Raw genomic sequence first — 22,831 nt, 5'->3', positions numbered from 1 at the left:
GGCGCTCCTTATGCTCTGGTCAGGACCAGCGAGGCATTCAACCCGCCGAATGCGAAGGAATTGCTGAGAGCCGCAAGGGCCTGGGCCTTTCGAGCGACATTGGGAATGCAGTCGAGAGGACAATCCGGATCGGGCTCCAGGAAATTCGCCGTCGGCGGCAGGAGCCCTTGTGCCAATGCCATCACCGTTGCGACCGCCTCCACTCCGCCCGACGCGCCGAGCCCGTGGCCCGTCATGCTCTTGGTACTGCTGGTCGGCGGAGGCGCATCGTTGAAAACGGCGCAGACGGCGCGGCTTTCGGTCACGTCATTGGCCATGGTGCCGGTGCCATGCGCATTGATATAGCCGATGTCGGACAGCGCGAGTCCGGCATTCGCCACCGCCTCGCGCATGACGCCTTCCATGCCTTCCGCCGATGGATTGAACATGTCGGCAGCATCGGCAGAACAGGCAAAGCCCGCAAGCCTTGCATGGCATGTGGCACCCCTTGCGCGGGCATGGTCCTCAGCCTCCAGCACCAGCACGCCGGCCCCTTCGCCAAGCGTCAGCCCGAGACGTCCTTTGGAGAAGGGCCGGCAGACATCCGGCGAGAGAATCCGCATGCTGTCCCAGGCGCGGATGGTGCCTTCGTTGAGGGGCGCCTCGCAGCCGCCTGCCAGCGCAACATCCACGATGCCTGACTGGATCATCTGCATCGCCACGCCGATGGCATGGGTTCCGGAGGCACAGGCGCTGGCAATGACGAATGTGGGGCCACGGATGCCGAAGGCGATCGATACCCAGCTGGCCGAGGAACTGGACATGGATTTCGCCACGGCGAGCGGATGGCACCGGGGCTGCTTGTCGCCATAGAGGCGACGGAATTGTTCATCGAGCGTCGTCAGCCCGGCGCCGCCATTGCCGAGAACAATGCCGATCCGGACAGGGTCGAAATGCCCCTTCACGATACCTGCCATGGCCAGCGCCTCATGCGAGGCCTTCACGGCGAATTGCGCGCTGCGGTCCAGCGCAACGGGCTTTACGTCGATCCCGTCCAGAAAGGTCTCGTCACACAGCTCGGCCACGCGCAATGGCGAGCCGGGAATGCAGCGCGGGGCTGCGGTATGGGCATGGCCGTCGGTCAGCGTCTTCCAGAAGGTCGAGCTGTCGCTGCCGCTCGGGCAGATGACGCCATAACCGGTGACGAAGACGCTGCGCATCATGCGGCGTCCGAACCGAGCGTCTTCATTCGCTTGGCAGCGAGCAGATCGTCGACGGCCTTGGCAACATCCCCGACGGTCTTCAGGCGGGACCCGATATCATTGTAATTGACATCGATCTGGATTCCGAACGCATCTTCGACGAAGAATACGAATTCGATAAAGTCGAAGCTATCGATTCCGAGATCTTCGAGCTTCGTCTCGACGTGGATCATCGACGGATCCTTCGCCGCTTTTTCGACAAGTATATCCCGGATGCGAAGAAATGTTTCATTCGTCATTTTCGGATCCTTCTGGTATTTCGCCGCGAGAGTCGGGGATATGCGGGGCGAACTGACAGCGACTTCACTGACTTTGAAGGCGCCGCGCCTGCTTGTGTGAAATCACTCAAATCGAGCATCATGATCGAGTAATAAGTGAGATAATTCTTGGAATCGCGAGCGTGTGCGAAAGTGTCAGATTCAGAATGCTGAGTATCTAACACTTTCGCGCCTCAAGATGCAATCAGCTGCACTTGGAGCTATTGCTCTTGCTGCCGCAGCCGCAATTCGCATTACTGCCGCCGCCATTGCCCTTGTCGTAACCGCACGTGCCGACGCCGCCGCCGCGCTTCTTCAGATCTTCTAGCTTGAGTTCCTGCATGGTCGTTCTCCGTGTATATTAGAGTTTTATACGACAATCTTCGCTGTCGCAGTGTTTATATTCCGTAGTTCCCGATTTGAGGCAATATAAAATGACCTCTAAGCGATTTGGAAATTGATTAACTATTAATAGGTAGAGATTTACATATGAAAAGGCTGAGGCAGACAAAGTGTCGGCAAGCCGACGGCCCCGCAAGGTTATCACCATGATTATATTGTGGAAACGGGTGAATAGAGAGTGGCCGTCGCAGCGCTCTCTCAAGGTTAGCAATGGGCATGGACGCAGCAGGATCTGCACGCGCCGAATGCTTCGGCTCCCGCATCCGTCAGCTAGATATCTGACTTCAATTATATTGTTATATTCAGTTATAATTGGAAGCAGCGCATTTTCACAGGAGATACAGGATTTTTCCCAGTTTGAACTGAGGCTCAATCAGGATTCCGCCCTGCGCTCCATCGCGGATGCGCGGCTGAGGCTTGCGACGGCCGACCTGCTGCCGAAGGTGGCGGCGGCGGGGGAGTGGGTCATGGGAGGGCGCATTTCCTATTCGCCGGATATCACGATGGGAAGCCCGAACGCCTACGGCAAACGCGATCCCTCGACCCTGGGCGTGGAAGTCTCGTGGAAACTGTTCGACAGGTTTCAGAACCTCAACCGGATCAAGGCGGCACGCGAGGGCGTGTCCTATGCGGCACAGGCATCGCTCGATACCCGCCAGACGCTGATGCTGGAGCGGGCCGAGCGCGCGCTTGAGGTGATCCGGGCGCGGGCGATCTTCGCTGCCTATAGCCAGGCCACCGGCAGGCGGCGTGAGGCGAGCAAATTGGCGAAGCGCCTCCTCAATGATGAACTGGTGACGGTTTCGCAGGTCAGGCTGGCGGACGCTGCACTGGAAGGTGCCAAGGCCACGCAAAAGCAGGCGGAAACCGCAGTGGACACCGCCGAGCTCGCCTATCAGCAGTTCACCGGCCACCCGCTGCCCGAAGGCGCGGTGCTGGATCTGGCCCGCTTCCGTCTGCCCGACAGCGCCGGGCATGCCGCCGAGCGCGCCGGCCAGCAGAACCCCAAGGTCAAGATGGCGGTTCATCTGGAACAGGAAGCGGACTACCAGGCACGCGCCGCTCTCGGAAAATTCCTGCCGACCATCAGTCTCGTCGGCAGGGTCGCCCGCGCGTTCGACACGACGCCGGCCATTGATCGAGTCGATAATTCTGCCGTGCTGATGCGCGCCTCTGTGCCCATCTTCGACGCAACAATTGCGCCGGCTGCAGATCTTGCGCGAACCCAGGCCCTCCAGCGCCGCTGGGACCGCCAGGATGCCTCGCTGCAACTGTCGACGGAAGCGCGCAAACAGTTCGAGATCTACCGGTCCTACGACGCGCAACTGCGCGACATCCAGAAGCAGACCGAGGGCGCGAAGGCCGCGGTGAAAGCGGTCGCGGCGGAAATCGAGGCCGGGGAGCGGACGGTCACCGATCTGTTGGAGGCCCAGCAGACGGCGCTCACTGCCACGGTGGCGCTTGCCGATGCGCAACATGCCAAGCGGCTGGCGGGCTTCCGGTTGCTTGCCGTGATGGGAGACCTCGATCCTCGCGATGTCGGTTTGACCGCGCGCAGTTTCCGCTGACAGCGGCGTCCGCGCGTGCTCGGGTGAGGTGAGGGAAGGGTGAACAAGGAGATGGCACGGCCTATGCGGACAGGGGCGGATCACGACGGGACGATGGATGGCGTGCGCCAAGTGCCGGGCCTCGGGCAGGGGCAAGGCGTTGCCGGCGGCAGTGTCGACAGCGCCGTGGGTCCTCCTGACGCCCTGGCGGGTGACGAGGTGCTGGCCGACCTGCCCTTTGCAGGCGTGCTGCAGCGCCTCGCACACTATCCGCTGCGGGTCCGGCGTCCGCTGCTGCGGCTTTTGTGGCGGGCAACATTGTCTCGGCGCGATGGGGTCGGCTTCGGTCTCGAGCCCCTCCTGTCACGTCATCTCAAACTTGGGGCCGCGCAGGCGCATGCCATGGCGGTCGAGCATGATTTTCACGACAGCCTGCAGATCCTGGAGTGGCTGGCAGGACTGGCGAGAAGCCGTGCGCAGCTGATTGCCGATGCGCGCACTATTTCCGTCTCGGACGAAGCGCTGGTCGAACGGATGGCGGCCTCACAGGGCAATGTCATTCTTGCCTCGATGCATATGGGCATCTTCCCCATCTCGATCAGCTATCTCCTCTGGCGCTTTTTCAATGGCAGGCGCCTGCTCGTGCTTCGGGCAAGGGAGGATCACCAGCGCAATGTGGCAGCCATGGCGAGGCTCCAGGAAGTGGCCAGCGAGGTCTACATCCTCAACACCCGGAACGAGGGCGACTTCATGGAGGCGATGCGCTTTGCGCGCAAAGGTGCTGTGGTCCTGTCGATGATCGATCTTCCGCACACTTACGGAAATCCGGCCGCGATCACCCTTTTTCGACAGGCCGCCAGCATCGGCTTCGGCCTCGACGCCATGGCCCGGATGCTCAATGCCGTGGTGCTGCCGATGACGACCGTCTCCAGCCTTAGCGGGGATCGGATCGTCTTCGGCCAGCCCTTCGAGGTCTGGCAGAATTCGCCTGCCGATCGCAACCGGTTGGCGGGTGCGGTGGCGCGCCAGATCGAGAGCTTCATCAGCCTTGATCCGCCGCAATGGCATATGTGGACCCGCCTCGACGAATTCTTTCTCGACAGGCCGGTCGCGCCGTCTAGGATGGAGGAGGACCGGAATGCCGGCATGGCCTAGGCTACTCGACCGGCTGCGCGATCGCACGGGCTCTCATCGGTCGCGCTCGGCCATGAGCCATTTCGAAATGGCCGGCCTGCATGACCTGTCCTCGACGATCGAGCTGCGGCGAGACACGGCATCGACCGTGCTGGCCGCGTTCTTTGCCAGCCTTGCCGGTTTCATCCTGCTGGCGCTCTTTATCGGCTCCTTTGCCAAGCAGGAGACGATGCGCGGCATCGTGCTCGGTACGCAGGGCGGGCAGCGGATCACGGCGACCGTGGATGGAACCATAGCGAGACTCTGGGTGACGCAGGGCGAGGAGGTCAAAGCGGGGCAAAGGCTGCTGACCATCCTGCCGCAGCAGACGGCGTCGGGATCGGTATCGCTCTCGCAATCGGATCTGACGGCGCTGAGCGAGCAGAGCGCCACAGTGAAAAAGCAGATCGACAGCCTGCAGGCCGTCCTGCAGCGTGACGATCAGGATCTTGCAAAATTTGACGAGAATCTCGAGGCGCTCAAGGCCAATCTCTGGCAGCAGGAAAAGGACCTGGTTCAGGCATTGTCGGCGCAGGACGAAATCGTCGGCAGGCTGCGGGCCTATCTCAAACAGGGCTATACGACGCGGGAGACGCTGGCGACGCAGGAGAGGCTGCGGCAGGATTACCTGCAGCAATTGGCATCTGTCCGCCTGCAGACCTCGCAGCTTGCCGCATCGTCGATCGAGCGCCGCCGCTCGGTCATGCTGAATACCACAAGCAGCCGAAGCCAGCTTGCCGAACTGCGCCGCCTGCAGGCGGAACTCAGGGCGAAGATCGAGCGCGCCCGCACCGCCATCGCCACCGATATCATCGCCGCAACCGATGGGCAGGTTGTGGCGCTCAATGTGCGGGAAGGCTCTGCCGTGACGCTCGGCGATACGGTGGCGGCGATCGGCAATCCGGATGCGCCTTTCGTCATTGGCCTGCAAGCGCCCTCCAAGACCATGGGCTTGCTGCAGATCGGCCAGCGCGTGGTGCTGAAATATGATGCCTTTCCCTACAAGACTTTCGGCGTGCAATATGGCCGCCTGATCGCCATCAGCGCGCAGCCGATGAGCGTTCCCAAGCCGGACGAGCAGGCCGCAGCGCCGGTCATGCCGGCTGCTGCCCAGGCGGCACAGGCAGCGCCGGCACAATCGAAATATCTTGTCGAGGTCGAGCCGGAAAGGCGCACCATCATGGCCTATGGGAAGGAGCGCCCGATTCTGATCGGCTCCACCTTGTCGGCCGATGTGGTCGTGGAAAAGCGCCGGCTCATCGATTGGGTCCTTGATCCGGTTCTCGCCATGAGGGGGCGCCTGTGAGACTGCCGTTCTTCTCGGACAAGATGCGCGTGCGCACCCTGCTGCAGAGCGAACAGCAGGAATGCGGCCTGGCCTGTCTGGCCATGATTGCCAATGCGCACGGCCACAATGTCGATCTTCCCTATATGCGCTCGCTGCACCAGATCAGCCGCGGCGGCATGTCGCTTGCCGAGCTCTACCACCTTGCTGGCCAGTTCGGGCTTGAGGCGCGGGGCCTCGGCGTGCAGAATATCGAAGAAATGACGGGCCTCAGCCTGCCGGCCATCCTGCATTGGGAAGGGCGGCACTATGTGGTGCTGGAAGCCATTCGCGGCAGTCGCTTCATCATCCATGACCCGGCCGTCGGCCGGCGGGACTTCAGCCGCGACGATTTCGCCCGCCACTTTTCAGGGGTCGCGCTGGAATTCCACTCCAGAGCCAGCTTCGACAAAATCGCATCGCAAACCGATGATCTGACCATCTGGCAGATCATTGGCGCCACCACCGGCTATAAAGCGATCTTCTGGAAGATCTTCACGGTCTCGGTTGCGATCGGCATCCTGTCGCTGTCGACGCCCATTCTTTTGCAGATCTCCCTGGACTTCGTTCTGCCGCAGGCCGATGTCGATCTCCTTGGCGTGCTGACCATCGGTCTTTTGGCACTCCTCCTGTTCGACGGCGTGGGGCAGTGGCTGCGTGACGTGATCATCCTGCGCAGCTCGATCGGCATGCAGCTGCAATTTTCCCGCTCCGTGGTGGGGCACGGATTCCGCCTGCCGCTCACCTATTTCGAGGCCCGGCATGCCGGTGACTTCGTAACCCGCCTCAATTCGGTCGACCAGGTGAAGGCCTACGCCTCGGACGGGATGATCCGCTCCTTCGCGGAAGCCGGCGTATCGGTGCTCTCGCTCACGTTGATGGCCTATTATTCGACCGAAATGACTTTGATGGTGCTCGGCACGCTCGTCCTCGCAGTCGGCATTCGCATGCTCTACATGCGGCGGACCCAGGATGCGACGACGGATGCCCTCAGCGCCAAGAGCGAGGAAGTCAGCGTCCTGCTGGATGGGCTGAACCGGATCCAGACGCTGAAGGCGCATAATCTGTCCGAGCGGTTTGAGCAGCGCTGGTTCGACAAGCTCGCCCGCTACGCAGGTCGGGACTTCGTCTCGCGCCGCCTGCAGATAGACACGCAGCTGATGGTCCATCTTCTGGTCGTGCTCGGCACCGTCGTCACCCTCTATTTTGGCGTTGCGGCCGTTTTGCAGAGCAAGATGACGATCGGCATGCTCTACGCGTTCTTCGCCTTGCGCGGCACCTTCTTTCAGATGGCGGATGCGCTCACCACCAATCTGATGCATCTGACCGTGATCTCCTCCCACATCCGTCGGCTGGAGGACGTTATCCAGAACCCGCCGGAAGTTAACCGCAGGACCGCGACGATCCGCAAGGCGATCCGCCGCAGCGTCGAGGTGCGCAATCTCTCCATTTCCTTCGGCGAGGAGGAGAGGCCGGTGGTGCGCAATGCGAGCCTGACGATCAATGTCGAACGGGGTGAGCGCATCGCAATCGTCGGCGAATCGGGCTCCGGCAAATCCTCGCTTCTGAAGGTGATCGCCAGCATCGCGCCCGCCACCGGTGGCGGCATATTTGTCGACGGGCAGCCGCTCGGCGCTTTCGGCATCATGGAATATCGCAACAATATCGGCGCCGTCTTCGCCGAAGATACCCTCTTCGCGGCCACGGTGGCCGAGAATGTCAGCCTTTTCGATCCGGAGATCCCCCGCGAACGGATCGAGCAGGCGCTCGCCGAGGTTGGGCTTGCCGAGGAGGTCGAGGCCCTGCCGCAGGGGCTCGCCACTCTCGTGTCACCCAACAACTCCCTGCTGTCCACCGGCCAGCGCCGTCGCCTGCTGGCGGCCAGGATCATCTGCCGTCGGCCGCGGCTGATGCTGTTCGATGAGATCACGGCCAATCTGGATCGGAAAACGGAGCTGGATCTCCTGAATGTCCTGGCGCGGAGCGAGGGCGGGAAGATTTTCGTCACCCATAGCGAGCGGGTGCTGGACTATGTCGATCGGGCCTATTCGATGCTGGATGGGGTGCTGACCCCTCTTGCCCTGACCAGAGGGCAGTGTGCTCAAGAGGCTCCGTTGATAGGCGAACCGCCTCCGCTGCCGGTGAACGAGCTACCGCCGGCAATCGTGACGAGCGCACCGCCGCCGCAACACGAAGCGACGCTTGCTTCGCCCGCCCCGAGTGATATCGGCGCGCAGGCAAGCCTCAGACTAAGACGGGTGATAGCGCGCCAGTCAGCGCAGCCGCGCGACGAGGCCGGCCAATCGTCCAGATGACGCTGGGGGAATGAACTTGACCTTTGGTTCCCGCATGCGGAACGCTCTCAGGGTGCTGCGAACGATTGCAAATGTCGGGAACGAACCACCAGGTGGAGTGGTATCCGGCGTCAGGTCCCGTCGCGCCAGCGAAAGAAGGCGATGCCGCCGATACCAAGACAGAATGCGAGTGCGACGCCGGTGAGCAGCATGGATGATCCTCCCAATGCAGTGACTGTATCGCGCTCCTCAACGCGACGGTGTAAGTGGTACACCTTTCAAGGGAAATGACAACAGGATTGATCTTTGTCATGTCCCGGCCGGCGACGTGGTGCGGTCTTTCCTATCTCCAGAGGCTGAGAAGAGGCCCGTCGGCGCCATAGACGGGATCTGTCGCCGGGAGGGGGAGCTGAGCGATCGCCTCCTTTTGCGCCGGGGAGGGTGCCTCTGTCAGGATATCGGCCTCCTGTCCGGGCGGATAGGAGCCGATGACGAGGAAATCGGCCGTCGCTTCCAGCCGCATATGCCCCGTGCCGACCGGCAGGATGAGGCAATCGCCGCCCGAGACGTCCAGGATCGAGCCGTTCGAGCCACCGATCAACAGACGCGCGTGGCCCTTGGCAATGGCAAGCACCTCGTGCGCCTGGCTGTGATAGTGCTGATAGGAGAAAACGCCGTCGCGCCAGAGTCCCTGCCATTGGTGGGTAGAAAATCGCGATTCGATCATTTCGGCGCGTTCGCTATCCTGGCCGTCGAAGACGCCGCGGTACAGGAGCACCGGAAGCGAGGGATGATTGGGGACCCAATCGCTTTCGCTGAAGGTCAGGGCTTCCGGTTGCTGCATTTTCGATCATCCTCATCAGTCACGGAATGTGCGCTCCTCTCAAGGCCGGATGGGCGGAAAGGTTCCCGGATCCTGCTCGGACGCGGTTTGCATAAGGTCCGCCGGGGATCTGCAGGCTGATGGGGAGAGGCATATCCCGATTGCCAAGCTCGGCGAAACCGGGACAAACATCTCGCATCGCAGCAAGGCGCGAAATTTTATTTCTCTTTAAGCCTCTAACGTTTTCACACCGGAAAGGTGATACATCTTTCGTTAATTTTGCAGGCTTTGTCCGGAGGCTTCGACTTTACAAGCTCCGAGCAAAGGATAAGAGAAGGGCGTTGCCTGACGTTTTGGCGTGGTTTCAGGCCTGTTCAGAGGCGTGGAGGCAATCAAAGGCGGAGTGCGGCGAGAATAATAAGCGAGCGAACAGCCGTCTCTGCGGATTTGCGATCTGGACATCGAACACGGTCGATTGCGGTGGGACCGCTTCGTACCCATGGGAGACAGAAATGAAATACAAATTTGGCTTTGCTGCGGCGCTGCTGGCAGCTTCCTTCCTTTCCACAGCCGCAAGTGCAAAGACCTTCGTCTATTGCTCCGAGGGCTCGCCGGAAGGCTTCGATCCCGGCCTTTATACCGCCGGCACGACGTTTGATGCCTCCGCGCATCCGGTCTACAGCCGCCTCCTCGAGTTCGAACCGGGCACGACGAAGCCGGTTGCCGGACTCGCCGAGAGCTGGACGGTTTCCGAAGACGGCAAGGAATACACCTTCAAGCTGCGTTCAGGCGTAAAATTCCAGACCACTGATTTCTTCACGCCGAGCCGCGAGCTGAACGCTGACGACGTCGTCTTCTCGATCGATCGCCAGATCAACAAGGACAATGCGTGGAACCAGTATGTGCCCGGCACCTCCTGGGAATATGCAGCAGGCATGGGTTTCCCCGACCTCATCAAGTCGGTTGAAAAGGTAGACGACCTGACGGTCAAGTTCGTCCTGAACCGTCCGGAAGCGCCTTTCCTCGCCAATCTGGCCATGCCCTTCGCCTCCATCATGTCGAAGGAATATGCAGACAAGCTGCAGGCCGACGGCAAGATGGCGCAGCTGAACCAGATGCCGCTCGGCACAGGTCCTTTCGCTTTCGTCGGCTACCAGCAGGATGCCGTCATCCGCTATGCCAAGAACCCTGACTACTGGGGTGGCGCGCCAAAGATCGACGATCTCGTCTTCGCAATCACCACGGATGCTTCGGTTCGCTATCAGAAGCTGAAGGCTGGCGAATGCCACCTGATGCCTTATCCGAATGCCGCCGACGTGCAGTCGATGAAGTCGGATTCGAACCTTCAGGTCATGGAACAGGAAGGCCTGAACGTCGCCTACCTCGCCTACAACACGACCCAGGCTCCTTTCGACAAGCCGGAAGTTCGCAAGGCCCTGAACAAGGCGATCAACAAGAAGGCTATCGTCGACGCCGTCTTCCAGGGCATGGCCACCCCGGCCAAGAACCCGATCCCGCCGACGATGTGGTCGTATAACGACACGATCGAAGACGACGCCTACGACCTGGAAGCCGCAAAGAAGATGCTGGCCGATGCCGGCGTGAAGGACCTTTCGATGAAGGTCTGGGCCATGCCCGTATCGCGCCCTTACATGTTGAACGCCCGCCGCGCCGCCGAAATCATCCAGGATGATTTCTCCAAGATCGGTGTGAAGGTCGAGATCGTCTCCTACGAATGGGCAGAATATCTCGAGCGTTCGAAGGCTAAGGATCGCGACGGTGCGGCCATGCTCGGCTGGACCGGTGACAATGGCGACCCGGACAACTTCCTCGACACGCTTCTCGGCTGCGATGCTGTTGGCGGTAACAACCGCGCGCAGTGGTGCAACAAGGAGTTCGACGAGCTGGTGAAGAAGGCTAAGGTCACGTCCGACCAGGCCGAGCGCACCAAGCTTTACGAGCAGGCACAGGTTGTCTTCAAGCGCGAAGCTCCCTGGGCAACGCTCGATCACTCTCTGTCGATCGTACCGATGCGCAAGGGAGTGACCGGCTTCGTACAGAGCCCGCTTGGCGACTTCACCTTCGAAAACGTCGACCTGGCCGAGTAATCGCCGCAATTCATCTAAGGCCGCAGGGTGTCTCGCCCTGCGGCTTTTCCGCACGATCGACCCGGGCGCCGGATCGATCCAAGGGCAGCCGGACGTGGCGACAGACACCGCCGCCGGCCTGAACCCGACAAGAACAATAAGTGGGTCCCACCATGTTTGGCTTTCTCCTTCGGCGCCTCGCCGTGCTGATCCCGACATTCATCGGGGTTTCGATCATTGCGTTCGCCTTTATCCGGCTGCTGCCAGGTGATCCGGTCGCTCTCCTGTCCGGCGAGCGGGTCATGTCGCCCGAGCGCCATGCGCAGATCAGTGCGCAGCTGGGTCTCGACCGTCCCATCGTCATGCAGTATCTGGATTATCTCGGTGGCGTGCTGACCGGCGATTTCGGTTCGTCGATCGTCTCCAAAACGCCTATCCTCCAGCAGTTCATGGCCCTGTTCCCGGCAACGGTCGAACTTTCCTTCTGCGCCATCGTCATCGCGATCGTGATCGGCATCCCTGCGGGTGTGATTGCTGCGATCAAGCGGGGCTCGGCGCTCGATCAGTCCATGATGGGCATTGCGCTCGTCGGCTATTCCATGCCGATCTTCTGGTGGGGTCTGCTGCTGATCATTCTGTTTTCCGGCATCCTGCAGTGGACACCGGTTTCGGGACGCATCTCTCTTCTCTATTTCTTCAAGCCGGTTACCGGCTTCATGCTGATCGACTCGCTTTTGTCGGGACAGAAAGGCGCCTTTACCTCGGCCCTCAGTCACCTGATCCTGCCATCGATCGTGCTTGCCACCATTCCGCTGGCCGTGATCGCCCGCCAGACACGATCCGCCATGCTCGAAGTTCTGTCGGAAGACTATATCCGCACGGCGCGCGCCAAGGGTCTTTCACCGTTCCGTGTGGTGAGCCTGCACGCCCTGCGAAATGCGATGATCCCCGTCATCACGACGATCGGCCTGCAGATCGGCGTCATGTTGGCCGGCGCCATCCTGACCGAGACGATCTTTTCCTGGCCCGGCATCGGCAAATGGATGGTGGATAGCGTCTTCCGCCGGGATTACCCGGTGATCCAGGGCGGGCTCTTGCTGATCGCCGGCATCATCATGGTGGTGAACCTGATCGTCGATGTGCTCTACGGCCTCATCAACCCGCGTATCCGCCACTAAGAAGGAGAAAATCCCATGGCAGACACAGCCAAGACCCAAGCGGTCAGCAGCGCGGCGCTTCGCCGCCAGATGCTGGCGGAGTTCTGGTTCTATTTTTCGGAAAACAGGGGCGCCGTCATCGGCCTCTTCGTTTTCATCGCTCTCGTCATCGTCGCCGTCTTCGCCTCGGTCATCGCACCGCATTCGCCCTTCGAACAGTATCGTGATGCCGTCCTGGTGCCGCCGGCCTGGCTGGAAGGCGGACGGGCGACCTATCTGCTCGGCACGGATGCGGTTGGCCGCGACATCCTCTCCCGATTGATCTATGGCGCGCAGTATTCGCTCTTCATCGGTCTCTTCGTCACCACATTGTCGCTGACCGGCGGCATTCTGGTTGGCCTGATTGCCGGTTATTATCGCGGCTGGGTCGACACGGTGATCATGCGGCTCATGGATATCATCCTGGCCTTCCCCTCGCTGCTGCTGGCTCTGGTGCTGGTGGCCATTCTCGGGCCGAGCCTGACGAATGGCATGATCGCAATCGCGCTCACCCTGCAGCCGCACTTCGTTCGCCTGACCCGCGCCGCTGTCATGGCGGAGAAGACGCGTGATTACGTGACGGCAGCCCGGATTTCCGGCGCCGGCCCGTTCCGTCTGATGTTCCGCACCATCCTGCCGAACTGCACCGCGCCGCTGATCGTCCAGGCGACCCTGTCCTTCTCCAACGCCATTCTGGACGCGGCCGCGCTCGGCTTTCTCGGCATGGGCGCACAGCCGCCGGCACCGGAATGGGGCACGATGCTGGCCGAGGCACGCGAATTCATCCTGCGTGCCTGGTGGGTCGTCACCTTCCCCGGACTCGCAATCCTGATCACCGTCCTCGCCATCAACCTGATGGGCGACGGCCTGCGCGATGCGCTCGATCCCAAGATGAAGAGGTCCTGATCATGGCGCTTCTTGAAATTGAAAACCTGACTGTTGAATTCGAAACGGCCACCGGCTGGTTCAAGGCCGTCGACGGCGTATCCCTGTCCGTCGATGAGAAGGAAGTGCTGGCCATTGTCGGCGAAAGCGGCTCGGGCAAATCCGTCTCGATGCTGGCGGTCATGGGCCTTCTGCCCTGGACGGCGAAAATCACCGCCGACAAGATGGTGTTCCAGTGCAGGGACATCCGCTCTCTGTCCGATAATGAGCGCCGCAAGCTGATCGGCAAGGACATGGCGATGATCTTCCAGGAGCCGATCGCCAGCCTCAACCCCTGCTTCACAGTCGGCTTCCAGATCGAGGAAGTCCTGCGCATCCATATGGGCATGAACAAGCAGGAGCGACGGGCGCGCGCCATCGAGCTTTTCGAGCAGGTTGGACTGCCCAACCCGCAGGAAAGGCTGAACCATTTCCCGCATCAGATGTCGGGTGGCCAGTGTCAGCGGGTAATGATCGCCATCGCTATCGCCTGCAATCCCAAACTGCTCATCGCCGATGAGCCGACGACGGCGCTCGACGTGACGATCCAGAAGCAGATCCTCGATCTTCTGATGTCGCTGCAGGCCGCGCATGGCATGGGCCTGATCATGATCACCCATGACATGGGCGTGGTGGCGGAGACGGCCGACCGGGTGATCGTCCAATATAAGGGGCGCAAGATGGAGGAGGCCGATGTGCTCTCTCTCTTCGAAGCGCCGAAGAATGCCTATACCCGCGCTCTTCTTTCGGCTCTGCCGGAAAACGCGACCGGCAACCGTCTGAGCACCGTATCGGATTTCATGACGGCAGAAGATCTGGCAGGAGGCGTAAGATGAGCGACAACAATACCAGCACGACGCCCATGGTCGAAATCCGCAATATCAAGCAGGATTATCATGTTCCGCAGGGCCTGTTCAAACCGGAAAAGGTCGTCCATGCAGTGAAGGGCGTCTCCTTCAAGCTCGATGCCGGCAAGACCCTGGCAATCGTTGGCGAAAGCGGCTGCGGCAAGTCCACCCTTGCCCGCATCCTCACCTTCATCGACGAACCGACGGCCGGCGAGTTGCTGATCGAGGGCAAGACGGTCGACACCCGGCCGGGCCACCTGACGTCGGAGATGCGCCGCAAGGTCCAGATCGTGTTCCAGAACCCCTATGGCTCGCTCAACCCGCGCCAGAAGATCGGCGATGTTCTGGGAGAACCGCTGGCCATCAACACGAAGATGTCGGCCGCGGAGCGGCGCGAGCGGGCGACCGAGATGTTGGTCAAGGTCGGCCTCGCACCGGAACATTATAACCGTTATCCGCACATGTTTTCCGGCGGCCAGCGCCAGCGCATCGCCATCGCCCGCGCGCTCATGCTGAACCCGAAGCTTCTGGTTCTGGATGAGCCCGTCTCGGCGCTGGACCTGTCTGTGCAGGCGCAGGTTCTCAATCTTCTTGCCGATCTCCAGGAAGAATTCGGGCTGACCTATGTCTTCATCAGCCACGACCTGTCGGTGGTCAAATACATCGCCGATGAAGTGATGGTGATGTATTACGGCGAGGCCGTGGAATACGGAACGCGGGAGGCAGTGTTCAACGATCCGCAGCATGCCTATACGCGCACGCTTTTTGCCGCAACGCCACGCGCCGATGTGGAATCGATCCGCGCCCGTCTCGCCCGCAAGCAGGCTGTCGCCTAGCGTCCAACGGTAATCCGCAATCAGTCGGCGGAACTGTCGCAAATCTGCGTCACTTCCGCCGGCTGATCGTCTTGCCATTTGTCAGGGTCTTCTGCCCCGGTCTATGCTAGCCTCCAGGCCTGACGATGCTTTGGGAGGGGCGGATGCGGCGTGAACCCAGTCATTCGGATCTTGTATATGAGACGGCGGCGCGGTCGTCCGCGGTCATTGCGTCGCCCGTTGCGGCGTCCTGGCGCCGCTGCCTTGACGTCTACCATCTGGCCCCCGAACGGGCCATGAAACCGCGCCGGGTGGAGGACGCCGTGTTTCGCGAGGCGCACGAGCGCATGGCACGGCTGATCGGCAGTTCCGCCGAAGAGGTCGACCGGCTCTATCAGACCGTGGGGCGGGCGGGATGCTGCATACTTCTGTCGGATGCCGAAGGTATCGTGGTCGATCGGCGGGGTTCTGCCGGCGACGATGCCGATTTTCGCGCCGTCGGCCTTTGGCAGCAGCATGTCTGGACGGAGGCCTGTGTCGGCACCAACGGCATCGGCACGGCGCTTGCCGATGAACGACCGGTCGTCATTCATCGGGACCAGCATTTCCTGAGCGCCAATACCGGACTTTCCTGCGCCACTGCACCCATTCGGGATCATCTGGGGCAGGTGGCCGCCGCGCTCGACGTCTCCACCTGCCGCAATGATGTCAGCGACATCACGCTTGCCATGCTCTCGCAAGCCGTGCGCGATGCCGCGGTCAGGGTCGAGACCAATCTCTTCAGGCAGGCCTTTGCCGGCGCGCGGATCCTTCTGGTGCCGCAGGCAAGCCAGCATTCGGCCCTGCTGGCGGTCGATCAGGACGATCTCGTCATCGGCGCCACGCGTGCGGCCCGCCTGGCCCTGAAACTGGACGACCATCGCATTGCGCAAGGCTTGCCCGCCAGCGATGCGCTGCGCGAGGAACGCGGCGATCCGCTCAACGATCTGGACGAGGCCGAACGCGCAACGCTGCGCCGCGCGCTGTCCCGGACCCAGGGAAATGTGTCGAAAGCGGCGGCCATGCTGGGCGTCAGCCGTGCCACGCTGCATCGCAAGCTGAAGCGGTTCGAGGTTCAATAGGCAGTTCCCGGTTGTCGCAAGCCTGCGACAGTGTGCAAAGCAACATTGGCGGCACCCGCTATCGCCCGGTCATCCCTTTGCGCAAACATGTCTCCATCGGGCCCGAGGAGAGGGGCCCATCAACTGGAGGATCAGATATGAACATGCAGGTCCAGCCGCTGGCCGCATCGCCGTTCAGGCTCAAATACGGCAATTTCATCAATGGCGAATTTCGCGAGCCGGTGAACGGTCGCTATTTCCAGAACACCACGCCGGTCACGGGCAATGTTCTGTGTGAAGTGGCCCGCTCCGATGAGCACGATGTGAACCTGGCGCTTGATGCTGCCCATGCCGCCAAGGATGGCTGGGCACGCACGTCGGCGACCGAGCGCGCCAACATGCTGAACCGCATCGCCGACCGGATGGAGGCCAATCTCAAGCTCCTGGCGGAAGCCGAGACATGGGACAATGGCAAGCCGCTTCGCGAGACCATGGCCGCGGATATTCCGCTGGCGATCGACCATTTCCGCTATTTCTCCGCCTGCGTCCGCTCGCAGGAAGGCACGATCGGCGAGATCGACCAAGATACGGTGGCCTATCACTTCCATGAGCCGCTCGGCGTCGTCGGCCAGATCATTCCATGGAATTTCCCGATCCTGATGGCTGCCTGGAAGCTCGCGCCGGCGCTTGCCGCAGGCAATTGCGTGGTGCTGAAGCCGGCCGAACAGACACCGGCTTCCATCCTGGTCCTGGCGGAGCTGATCGCCGATCTTCTGCCGCCGGGTGTGCTCAACATCGTCAACGGTTTCGGCCTGGAAGCCGGCAAGCCTTTGGCCAGCAGCCCGCGCATCGCCAAGATCGCCTTCACCGGCGAGACCTCGACCGGTCGCCTGATCATGCAATATGCCAGCCAGAACCTCATCCCGGTCACGCTCGAACTGGGCGGCAAGTCGCCGAACATCTTCTTTGCCGATATCATGAATGCCGACGACGACTTCCTGGACAAGGCGCTCGAAGGCTTTGCCATGTTCGCCCTCAACCAGGGCGAGGTCTGCACATGCCCCAGCCGCGCATTGGTCCATGAGTCGATCTATGATCGCTTCATGGAAAAGGCCGTGAAGCGCGTCGAGAAGATCGTCCAGGGCAACCCGCTCGACCTGGGCACCATGATCGGTGCGCAGGCCTCGAGCGAGCAGCTGGAGAAGATCCTCTCCTATATAGACATCGGCAAGCAGGAAGGCGCCGAACTCCTAACGGGCGGATATCGCAACGAGTTGGACGGGGAGCTGGCCGGTGGCTTCTATGTCAAGCCGACCGTCTTCCGCGGCCACAACAAGATGCGGGTCTTCCAGGAGGAAATCTTCGGACCCGTCGTCTCGGTCACCACCTTCAAGGATGAAGACGAAGCGCTGGCGCTGGCCAATGACACGCTCTACGGGCTTGGCGCGGGCGTCTGGAGCCGCGATGCCAATACCTGCTACCGCTTCGGGCGGCATATCCAGGCAGGCCGTGTCTGGGTGAACAACTATCACTCCTACCCGGCCCATGCCGCTTTCGGCGGCTACAAGCAGTCCGGTATCGGGCGCGAAACGCACAAGATGATGCTCGATCACTACCAGCAGACCAAGAACATGCTGGTCAGCTACTCTCCCAAGGCGCTCGGTTTCTTCTGATCCGGCCCGCATCCATGGCTTCCGATCCGGGCGGATCGGGAGCCTGCCTTGAAGGATAAGGGACGTCATCATGCCGGTCACCGCTCCGCGAACAATGGTCACCGCCACGCCAGCCGCTTTGGCGCTGATCGATGAGATCAGGCAGGATCATCCGGACATCCTGTTTCACCAGTCGGGCGGATGTTGCGATGGATCCTCGCCGATGTGCTATCCGGCGCGTGAGTTTCTGGTGGGAGACCATGATGTGCTTCTGGGTTATATTGGCGGTGCTCCCTTTTATATCGGTGGCCTGCAATATGAGGCCTGGAAGAACACCGATCTGGTGATCGACGTCGTGCCTGGCCGCGGCGGCATGTTCTCCCTCGATAACGGGCGCGAAAAACGCTTCCTGCTGCGCTCACAGGTCTGCATGACCGGCCCCGTCGCGCCGTAGGTCCTGTTGCGATCAGAGGCCTGGCGCGAAATTATCGGCATTGGTTCCCACGGTCGAGCGCAGGAAATCCATCACCGAGCGCACCCGCCCGACCTGCAGCAGGTCCTGGTGGCAGGCCAGCCAGTAGTGGCGGCGCAGGACGAGTTCCGGAAGAACCGGGCGAAGCTCCTGATACTGGTTCGTGATGAACATTGGCAGCACGCAGAGGCCGAGGTGATTGCGCGTTGCCGTCAGCTGCGAGAATATGCTCGAGCTTTGAAAGCCGGGCCGGATGCGCGGGTGCACGTCGCCCAGGTAATCGAGGCCCGGTGCGAAGATCATATCCTGGATATAGCCGATAAAGGCATGCGCCAAAAGGTCGTCTGCGCATTGCGGAACGCCGTGCGCATCCAGGTAATCCGCCGTGGCGAAAATGCCCAGATGATACTCCGTCAGCTGTTCACAATAATAGGGACCCGCCTTGGGCGGATCGAGCACCACGGCGAGATCGGCCTCCTTGCGCGACAAAGACATGATCTGCTGGATCGTCACCAGTTCCAGCGAGATATTGGGAGAATGTGCGGCCAGATCCGGCAGTCTCTGCGCCAGAAAGAAATTCGAAAACCCTTCCGGCGCGGACAGGCGCACGACGCCGCGTTGCAGGCCCGGACCACCGCAGATCTCCTCCTGCAGGCGCTCCGCTTCCTGCTCGACCTTTTCAGCGGTTTCCACGAAGCGATGGCCGAGCGGTGTCAGGACATAGCCGCGCGGATTGCGCTCGAACAATTTGACCTTGAGAGAGAATTCGAGCCGGTCGATGCGGCGTGAGACAGTCGCATGGCTGCTGCGCAGCTGCCGGGCTGCCGTCGACAATTGTCCGGATCGTGCGACCGCAAGGAAGAACTGTAGGTCGTCCCAGGTGAATGGCGTGCGCATCGGTCTCCCTTCTGTTCATTAATGAACAGATCCTGTTTGCAATTAGTCCGCTGCTCGGGTTGCGTCAATGAGAACTATGCCGGATGATCCTTGCGTGTCGGCGGGTGTTAAGGAGAGCACTCGCCAAAACTGAACAGTCACAATCTGTTTGAGCATCTCTGGGAGGAGATCGATAATGCGCAAAATGCTTCTGGCGTCTGCCGCAATCTTTGTGGCCGGCGCGGCCGCTGCCGTGGCCGCACCATCCGATGGCAAAGTGAAAATCGGCATTCTGAACGATCAGTCCGGCGTCTACGCGGATTTCGGCGGAAAGTCTTCGGTCGAGGCGGCCAAGATGGCCGTCGAGGATTTCGGCGGCAAGGTGCTCGGCGTGCCGGTCGAGATCGTTGATGCCGACCACCAGAACAAGCCCGATATCGCCTCCAACATCGCACGCCAGTGGTTCGATACCGATCAGGTCGATGCGATCATGGAGCTCACCACCTCGTCGGTTGCGCTTGCCGTGCAGGCCATCGCGAAGGAAAAGAAGAAGATCGACATCGTCACGGGTGCTGCAACGACCGAATTGACGGGAAAGCAGTGCAGCCCCTATGGCTTCCACTGGGCCTATGACACGCATGCGCTTGCCGTGGGCACTGGCGGCGCGCTCGTCAAGCAGGGCGGCGACAGCTGGTTCTTCCTGACCGCAGACTATGCTTTCGGCTATTCGCTGGAGCAGCAGACAAGCGATTTCGTCAAGGCCAATGGCGGTCAGGTCGTCGGCTCGGTTCGCCATCCGCTGGCCACGACCGATTATTCCTCCTTCCTGCTGCAGGCGCAATCGTCCGGCGCCAAGGTGGTCGGTCTGGCCAATGCCGGGGCGGATACGCAGAACGCCATCAAGCAGGCAGCCGAATTCGGCATCACGCAGAGCGGCCAGCGTCTGGCAGCCCTTCTGTTCACGCTCGCGGAAGTGCACGGGCTTGGACTGGAGGCGGCTCAGGGTCTGACACTGACCGAAGGCTTCTACTGGAACCGCGATGACGAGAGCCGGAAATTCGGCGAGCGCTTCATGAAGAAGACCGGAAAAATGCCGAACATGATCCATGCCGGCACCTATTCCGCCGTGCTGCAATATCTGAAAGCCATCGAAAAGGCGGGCTCGGACGAAACGGAAGCCGTGGCCAAGGCGATCCATGAGATGCCGGTGGACGATGTCTTCGGTCGCGGCGGCACGGTGGGCGCCAATGGCCGGATGATCCATGACATGTATCTGCTTGAGGTCAAGAAGCCGGCGGACAGCAAGGAGGCCTGGGATTACTACAATGTCCTGGCCACCATTCCTGGCAAGGAAGCCTATATCGATCCTGCCAAGAGCGGCTGCGAACTGGTGAAGTGAGGCTTGCAAGCGCCGATGACAAACGCTTTCGCTGAGCAGAGCAAGCGGCCGGAGTCGCGGGTGGTCTTGTCCGCCCGCGGTCTGCGCCGGGATTTCGGCGGCTTCACGGCCGTCCGCGATGTGGACCTCGATGTACGCCATGCGGAGGTGCATGCGCTGATCGGCCCGAACGGAGCGGGCAAGACCACGGTTTTCAACCTGCTGACCAAGTTTCTGCAGCCGACAGCGGGCAAGATCACGCTGATGGGGCAGGACATTACCCGCACCCCGCCGGACAAGGTCGCACGCATGGGGCTGGTGCGCTCGTTCCAGATCTCGGCGGTGTTTCCGCATCTGACGGTTCTTGACAATGTCCGTGTCGCGCTTCAACGCAATCACAATCTGGCCCATCAGTTCTGGCGGCCGCTCTCTTCGCTGGACAGCCTGAACGGACATGCCGAGGCCCTGCTGGACTCCGTGGGGCTGGCTCGCGAACATCAGGTGCTGGCTGCAGATCTCTCCTACGGACGCAAGCGCGTGCTGGAGATCGCAACGACCCTCGCCCTGGAGCCGAAGGTCCTGCTGCTCGACGAGCCGATGGCCGGCATGGGCCAGGAAGATATCGGCACGATTGCAAATCTCATCCGCGACGTCGCCAGGACCCGCGCCGTTCTGATGGTGGAGCACAATCTCTCCGTCGTCGCCGATCTCTGCCATCATGTGACGGTGCTGCAGCGGGGCGAGATCCTCGCCGAGGGCGATTACGAGACGGTGAGCCGCAATCCGCAAGTTCGCACCGCCTATATGGGCGTGGAGGAGGCGTGAGATGAAGACCCTTCTCGAGATCAAGGGGCTGAACGCCTGGTACGGCGAAAGCCATGTCCTCCACGGCGTCGACATGACGGTGGGCGAGGGGGAGATGGTCACCATTCTCGGCCGCAACGGGGTTGGCAAGACGACGACGCTGCGAACCATTGTCGGCATTCTCCGCAAGCGGCAGGGCGAGATCCGTCTTGCCGGCAGGGACATGATGCAGGTGCCCTTGCACCGCACCGCCCATCATGGCCTGGGCTATGTTCCCGAGGAGCGGGGCATTTTCGCCTCCCTGAACGTCATCGAAAACCTGATGCTGCCGCCGGCTGTCGGCCAGGGCATGTCGGTTGAGGAAATCTTCGAACTCTTTCCCAATCTCTACGAGCGGCGCAACAGTCCCGGCACGCGCCTGTCCGGCGGCGAACAGCAGATGCTGGCCATTGCGCGTATCCTGCGCACGGGCGTCAAGGTTCTTTTGCTGGACGAGCCGACGGAGGGTCTCGCTCCCGTGATCGTGCAACGCATCGGCGAAGTTTTGAAAACGCTGAAGCAGCGCGGCATGACGGTTGTCCTGGTGGAACAGAATTTCAGGTTCGCCGCGCGCGTCGCAGACCGCTTCTACGTGATGGATCATGGCCAGGTGGTCTCCGAATTCCCCGTGGCCCAACTGCCGGAGCGGATGGATATGTTGCACAAGGTTCTGGGGGTTTGATGCCATGACGATGATATTCGGCATTCCGGTTCAGGCCCTGCTCGGTCAGTTGTTGATCGGCCTGATCAACGGCTCCTTCTACGCCTTGCTGTCGCTCGGCCTGGCAATCATCTTCGGCCTGCTGCGCATGATCAATTTCGCCCATGGGGCGCAATATATGCTCGGCGCATTCACCGCCTATCTGTTGCTGACCTTCGTCGGAATTGGCTATTGGCCGGCGCTCGTCCTTGCGCCGCTCATTGTCGGTCTGCTGGGGGCCGTAGTGGAGCGGCTGTTTCTGCGGCAGCTCTACGATCTGGATCCGCTATATGGCCTGCTCTTCACCTTCGGCCTGGCGCTGACCCTGGAAGGCACCTTCCGCTATCTCTACGGCGCATCCGGCCAGCCCTATGCAACGCCCGCTCTGCTGGCGGGAGGCACCAATCTCGGCTTCATGTTCCTGCCGATCTATCGTGGCTGGGTGGTCGTCGTTTCGCTTGTCGTCTGCATCGCAACCTGGTTCCTGATCGAAAAGACCAAGCTTGGCGCCTATCTTCGCGCGGCAACCGAAAATGCCACGCTCGTCCAGGCCTTTGGCGTCAATGTTCCGTTGCTCCTGACCTTCACCTATGGTCTTGGGGTGGCTCTGGCAGCCTTTGCCGGAGTATTGGCTGCGCCTGTCTATCAGGTGTCGCCGCTGATGGGCTCCAACATCATCATCGTCGTCTTTGCCGTCGTCGTGGTGGGCGGCATGGGCTCCATCATGGGCTCGATCGTGACCGGCTACATGCTCGGCATTGCGGAGGGTCTGACCAAGGTCTTCTATCCGGAGGCATCCAATATCGTGATCTTCGTCATCATGGCGATCGTTCTGCTCATTCGGCCGGCTGGCCTCTTCGGACGGGAGGCTTGAATCTG

General features: G+C 61.2%; 21 protein-coding genes. 16 read left to right on the top strand and 5 right to left on the bottom strand.

Features of this window, described 5'->3' with window-relative positions; all coding sequences use genetic code 11:
- Positions 1-8: 8 nt before the first annotated feature.
- The 3 genes from QTJ18_RS04540 to QTJ18_RS04530 all read right to left on the bottom strand — a co-directional run bounded on the left by QTJ18_RS04540 (position 9) and on the right by QTJ18_RS04530 (position 1,841).
- Positions 9-1,202 carry a beta-ketoacyl-[acyl-carrier-protein] synthase family protein gene (locus tag QTJ18_RS04540; protein ID WP_252753197.1) on the bottom strand — a complete coding sequence of 398 codons (1,194 nt, stop codon included), beginning with the start codon at positions 1,200-1,202 and terminating at the stop codon, positions 9-11.
- Positions 1,199-1,480 (bottom strand): acyl carrier protein, encoded by a 282-nt coding sequence (locus QTJ18_RS04535; protein ID WP_252753198.1) that lies wholly within the window; start codon positions 1,478-1,480, stop codon positions 1,199-1,201. Before QTJ18_RS04535 ends, QTJ18_RS04540 begins: the two co-directional genes overlap by 4 nt.
- 223 nt (positions 1,481-1,703) lie before the next feature.
- On the bottom strand, positions 1,704-1,841 hold the full coding sequence (locus QTJ18_RS04530) for a hypothetical protein (protein ID WP_252753199.1): 138 nt from the start codon (positions 1,839-1,841) through the stop codon (positions 1,704-1,706).
- A gap of 304 nt (positions 1,842-2,145) precedes the next feature.
- Here QTJ18_RS04530 and QTJ18_RS04525 point away from each other — a divergent pair, with 304 nt between their 5' ends.
- From QTJ18_RS04525 to QTJ18_RS04510, 4 genes are all read left to right on the top strand, one after another.
- Complete coding sequence (locus QTJ18_RS04525; RefSeq protein ID WP_301557765.1) at positions 2,146-3,468, top strand: TolC family protein; 1,323 nt, start codon at positions 2,146-2,148, stop codon at positions 3,466-3,468.
- 63 nt (positions 3,469-3,531) lie between these two features.
- Positions 3,532-4,602 carry an LpxL/LpxP family acyltransferase gene (locus QTJ18_RS04520; RefSeq protein ID WP_252753200.1) on the top strand — a complete coding sequence of 357 codons (1,071 nt, stop codon included), beginning with the start codon at positions 3,532-3,534 and terminating at the stop codon, positions 4,600-4,602.
- Entirely contained in the window at positions 4,586-5,926 is a 1,341-nt protein-coding gene (locus QTJ18_RS04515) for an HlyD family secretion protein (protein WP_252753201.1), read from the top strand. The genes QTJ18_RS04520 and QTJ18_RS04515 overlap by 17 nt, the downstream gene beginning before the upstream one ends.
- A complete protein-coding gene (locus QTJ18_RS04510) occupies positions 5,923-8,259 on the top strand; it encodes a peptidase domain-containing ABC transporter (protein ID WP_252753202.1) in 2,337 nt (778 codons plus the stop codon). Before QTJ18_RS04515 ends, QTJ18_RS04510 begins: the two co-directional genes overlap by 4 nt.
- Positions 8,260-8,581: 322 nt before the next feature.
- On the opposite strand, the gene QTJ18_RS04505 is transcribed toward QTJ18_RS04510, so the two are convergent.
- Positions 8,582-9,082, bottom strand: coding sequence for a cupin (locus QTJ18_RS04505; RefSeq protein WP_252753203.1), 501 nt, complete (start codon positions 9,080-9,082; stop codon positions 8,582-8,584).
- A gap of 491 nt (positions 9,083-9,573) precedes the next feature.
- Between QTJ18_RS04505 and QTJ18_RS04500 the strand changes: the two genes are divergently transcribed.
- The 8 genes from QTJ18_RS04500 (at position 9,574) to QTJ18_RS04465 (ending at position 18,137) form a co-directional block, all read left to right on the top strand.
- Positions 9,574-11,169 (top strand): ABC transporter substrate-binding protein, encoded by a 1,596-nt coding sequence (locus tag QTJ18_RS04500; RefSeq protein ID WP_252753204.1) that lies wholly within the window; start codon positions 9,574-9,576, stop codon positions 11,167-11,169.
- A 152-nt stretch (positions 11,170-11,321) separates the two neighbouring features.
- The gene (locus QTJ18_RS04495; protein ID WP_252753205.1) at positions 11,322-12,326 is read left to right on the top strand and encodes an ABC transporter permease subunit; all 1,005 of its coding nucleotides are present in this window, start codon (positions 11,322-11,324) and stop codon (positions 12,324-12,326) included.
- 15 nt (positions 12,327-12,341) lie between these two features.
- Positions 12,342-13,250: an ABC transporter permease subunit gene (locus tag QTJ18_RS04490; RefSeq protein WP_252753206.1), complete on the top strand. Its 909-nt coding sequence runs from the start codon at positions 12,342-12,344 to the stop codon at positions 13,248-13,250.
- A 2-nt stretch (positions 13,251-13,252) separates the two neighbouring features.
- Entirely contained in the window at positions 13,253-14,104 is an 852-nt protein-coding gene (locus QTJ18_RS04485) for an ABC transporter ATP-binding protein (RefSeq protein WP_252753207.1), read from the top strand.
- Positions 14,101-14,952 (top strand): dipeptide ABC transporter ATP-binding protein, encoded by an 852-nt coding sequence (locus QTJ18_RS04480; protein WP_252753208.1) that lies wholly within the window; start codon positions 14,101-14,103, stop codon positions 14,950-14,952. Before QTJ18_RS04485 ends, QTJ18_RS04480 begins: the two co-directional genes overlap by 4 nt.
- 143 nt (positions 14,953-15,095) lie before the next feature.
- A complete protein-coding gene (locus tag QTJ18_RS04475) occupies positions 15,096-16,052 on the top strand; it encodes a helix-turn-helix domain-containing protein (RefSeq protein WP_252753209.1) in 957 nt (318 codons plus the stop codon).
- Positions 16,053-16,189: 137 nt separating this feature from the next.
- A complete protein-coding gene (gene adh, locus QTJ18_RS04470) occupies positions 16,190-17,704 on the top strand; it encodes an aldehyde dehydrogenase (protein ID WP_252753210.1) in 1,515 nt (504 codons plus the stop codon).
- A gap of 70 nt (positions 17,705-17,774) precedes the next feature.
- Complete coding sequence (locus QTJ18_RS04465) at positions 17,775-18,137, top strand: DUF779 domain-containing protein (RefSeq protein WP_252753211.1); 363 nt, start codon at positions 17,775-17,777, stop codon at positions 18,135-18,137.
- A gap of 12 nt (positions 18,138-18,149) precedes the next feature.
- Here QTJ18_RS04465 and QTJ18_RS04460 read toward each other — a convergent pair whose 3' ends face one another.
- Positions 18,150-19,052, bottom strand: coding sequence for a LysR family transcriptional regulator (locus QTJ18_RS04460; protein WP_252753212.1), 903 nt, complete (start codon positions 19,050-19,052; stop codon positions 18,150-18,152).
- A gap of 175 nt (positions 19,053-19,227) precedes the next feature.
- Here QTJ18_RS04460 and QTJ18_RS04455 point away from each other — a divergent pair, with 175 nt between their 5' ends.
- From QTJ18_RS04455 to QTJ18_RS04440, 4 genes are read left to right on the top strand one after another with little or no spacing between them, the layout of a single operon-like run.
- A complete protein-coding gene (locus QTJ18_RS04455; protein ID WP_252753213.1) occupies positions 19,228-20,430 on the top strand; it encodes an ABC transporter substrate-binding protein in 1,203 nt (400 codons plus the stop codon).
- Between the two features lie 15 nt (positions 20,431-20,445).
- Entirely contained in the window at positions 20,446-21,234 is a 789-nt protein-coding gene (locus tag QTJ18_RS04450) for an ABC transporter ATP-binding protein (protein WP_252753214.1), read from the top strand.
- A gap of 1 nt (position 21,235) precedes the next feature.
- A complete protein-coding gene (locus QTJ18_RS04445; RefSeq protein WP_252753215.1) occupies positions 21,236-21,934 on the top strand; it encodes an ABC transporter ATP-binding protein in 699 nt (232 codons plus the stop codon).
- 4 nt (positions 21,935-21,938) lie between these two features.
- Positions 21,939-22,826, top strand: coding sequence for a branched-chain amino acid ABC transporter permease (locus tag QTJ18_RS04440; protein ID WP_252753216.1), 888 nt, complete (start codon positions 21,939-21,941; stop codon positions 22,824-22,826).
- Positions 22,827-22,831 lie beyond the last annotated feature (5 nt).

The organism is Rhizobium sp. SSA_523 (assembly GCF_030435705.1).
Taxonomy (GTDB): Bacteria; Pseudomonadota; Alphaproteobacteria; order Rhizobiales; family Rhizobiaceae; genus Neorhizobium.
Note: the sequence above shows the minus strand (reverse complement) of the source record. Positions and strands in the feature narration are given on the sequence as shown.

Excerpts from the sequence above, each read along its gene's own strand:
- QTJ18_RS04530 (WP_252753199.1), bottom strand. The coding sequence starts at position 1,841 with ATGCAGGAACTCAAGCTAGAAGATCTGAAGAAGCGCGGCGGCGGCGTC.
- QTJ18_RS04520 (WP_252753200.1), top strand. The coding sequence starts at position 3,532 with ATGCGGACAGGGGCGGATCACGACGGGACGATGGATGGCGTGCGCCAA.
- QTJ18_RS04495 (WP_252753205.1), top strand. The coding sequence starts at position 11,322 with ATGTTTGGCTTTCTCCTTCGGCGCCTCGCCGTGCTGATCCCGACATTC.
- QTJ18_RS04535 (WP_252753198.1), bottom strand. The coding sequence starts at position 1,480 with ATGACGAATGAAACATTTCTTCGCATCCGGGATATACTTGTCGAAAAA.
- QTJ18_RS04445 (WP_252753215.1), top strand. The coding sequence starts at position 21,236 with ATGAAGACCCTTCTCGAGATCAAGGGGCTGAACGCCTGGTACGGCGAA.
- adh (WP_252753210.1), top strand. The coding sequence starts at position 16,190 with ATGAACATGCAGGTCCAGCCGCTGGCCGCATCGCCGTTCAGGCTCAAA.
- QTJ18_RS04515 (WP_252753201.1), top strand. The coding sequence starts at position 4,586 with ATGCCGGCATGGCCTAGGCTACTCGACCGGCTGCGCGATCGCACGGGC.
- QTJ18_RS04490 (WP_252753206.1), top strand. The coding sequence starts at position 12,342 with ATGGCAGACACAGCCAAGACCCAAGCGGTCAGCAGCGCGGCGCTTCGC.
- QTJ18_RS04460 (WP_252753212.1), bottom strand. The coding sequence starts at position 19,052 with ATGCGCACGCCATTCACCTGGGACGACCTACAGTTCTTCCTTGCGGTC.
- QTJ18_RS04540 (WP_252753197.1), bottom strand. The coding sequence starts at position 1,202 with ATGATGCGCAGCGTCTTCGTCACCGGTTATGGCGTCATCTGCCCGAGC.
- QTJ18_RS04455 (WP_252753213.1), top strand. The coding sequence starts at position 19,228 with ATGCGCAAAATGCTTCTGGCGTCTGCCGCAATCTTTGTGGCCGGCGCG.
- QTJ18_RS04440 (WP_252753216.1), top strand. The coding sequence starts at position 21,939 with ATGACGATGATATTCGGCATTCCGGTTCAGGCCCTGCTCGGTCAGTTG.
- QTJ18_RS04465 (WP_252753211.1), top strand. The coding sequence starts at position 17,775 with ATGCCGGTCACCGCTCCGCGAACAATGGTCACCGCCACGCCAGCCGCT.
- QTJ18_RS04500 (WP_252753204.1), top strand. The coding sequence starts at position 9,574 with ATGAAATACAAATTTGGCTTTGCTGCGGCGCTGCTGGCAGCTTCCTTC.
- QTJ18_RS04505 (WP_252753203.1), bottom strand. The coding sequence starts at position 9,082 with ATGCAGCAACCGGAAGCCCTGACCTTCAGCGAAAGCGATTGGGTCCCC.
- QTJ18_RS04450 (WP_252753214.1), top strand. The coding sequence starts at position 20,446 with ATGACAAACGCTTTCGCTGAGCAGAGCAAGCGGCCGGAGTCGCGGGTG.
- QTJ18_RS04480 (WP_252753208.1), top strand. The coding sequence starts at position 14,101 with ATGAGCGACAACAATACCAGCACGACGCCCATGGTCGAAATCCGCAAT.
- QTJ18_RS04485 (WP_252753207.1), top strand. The coding sequence starts at position 13,253 with ATGGCGCTTCTTGAAATTGAAAACCTGACTGTTGAATTCGAAACGGCC.
- QTJ18_RS04475 (WP_252753209.1), top strand. The coding sequence starts at position 15,096 with ATGCGGCGTGAACCCAGTCATTCGGATCTTGTATATGAGACGGCGGCG.
- QTJ18_RS04525 (WP_301557765.1), top strand. The coding sequence starts at position 2,146 with ATGCTTCGGCTCCCGCATCCGTCAGCTAGATATCTGACTTCAATTATA.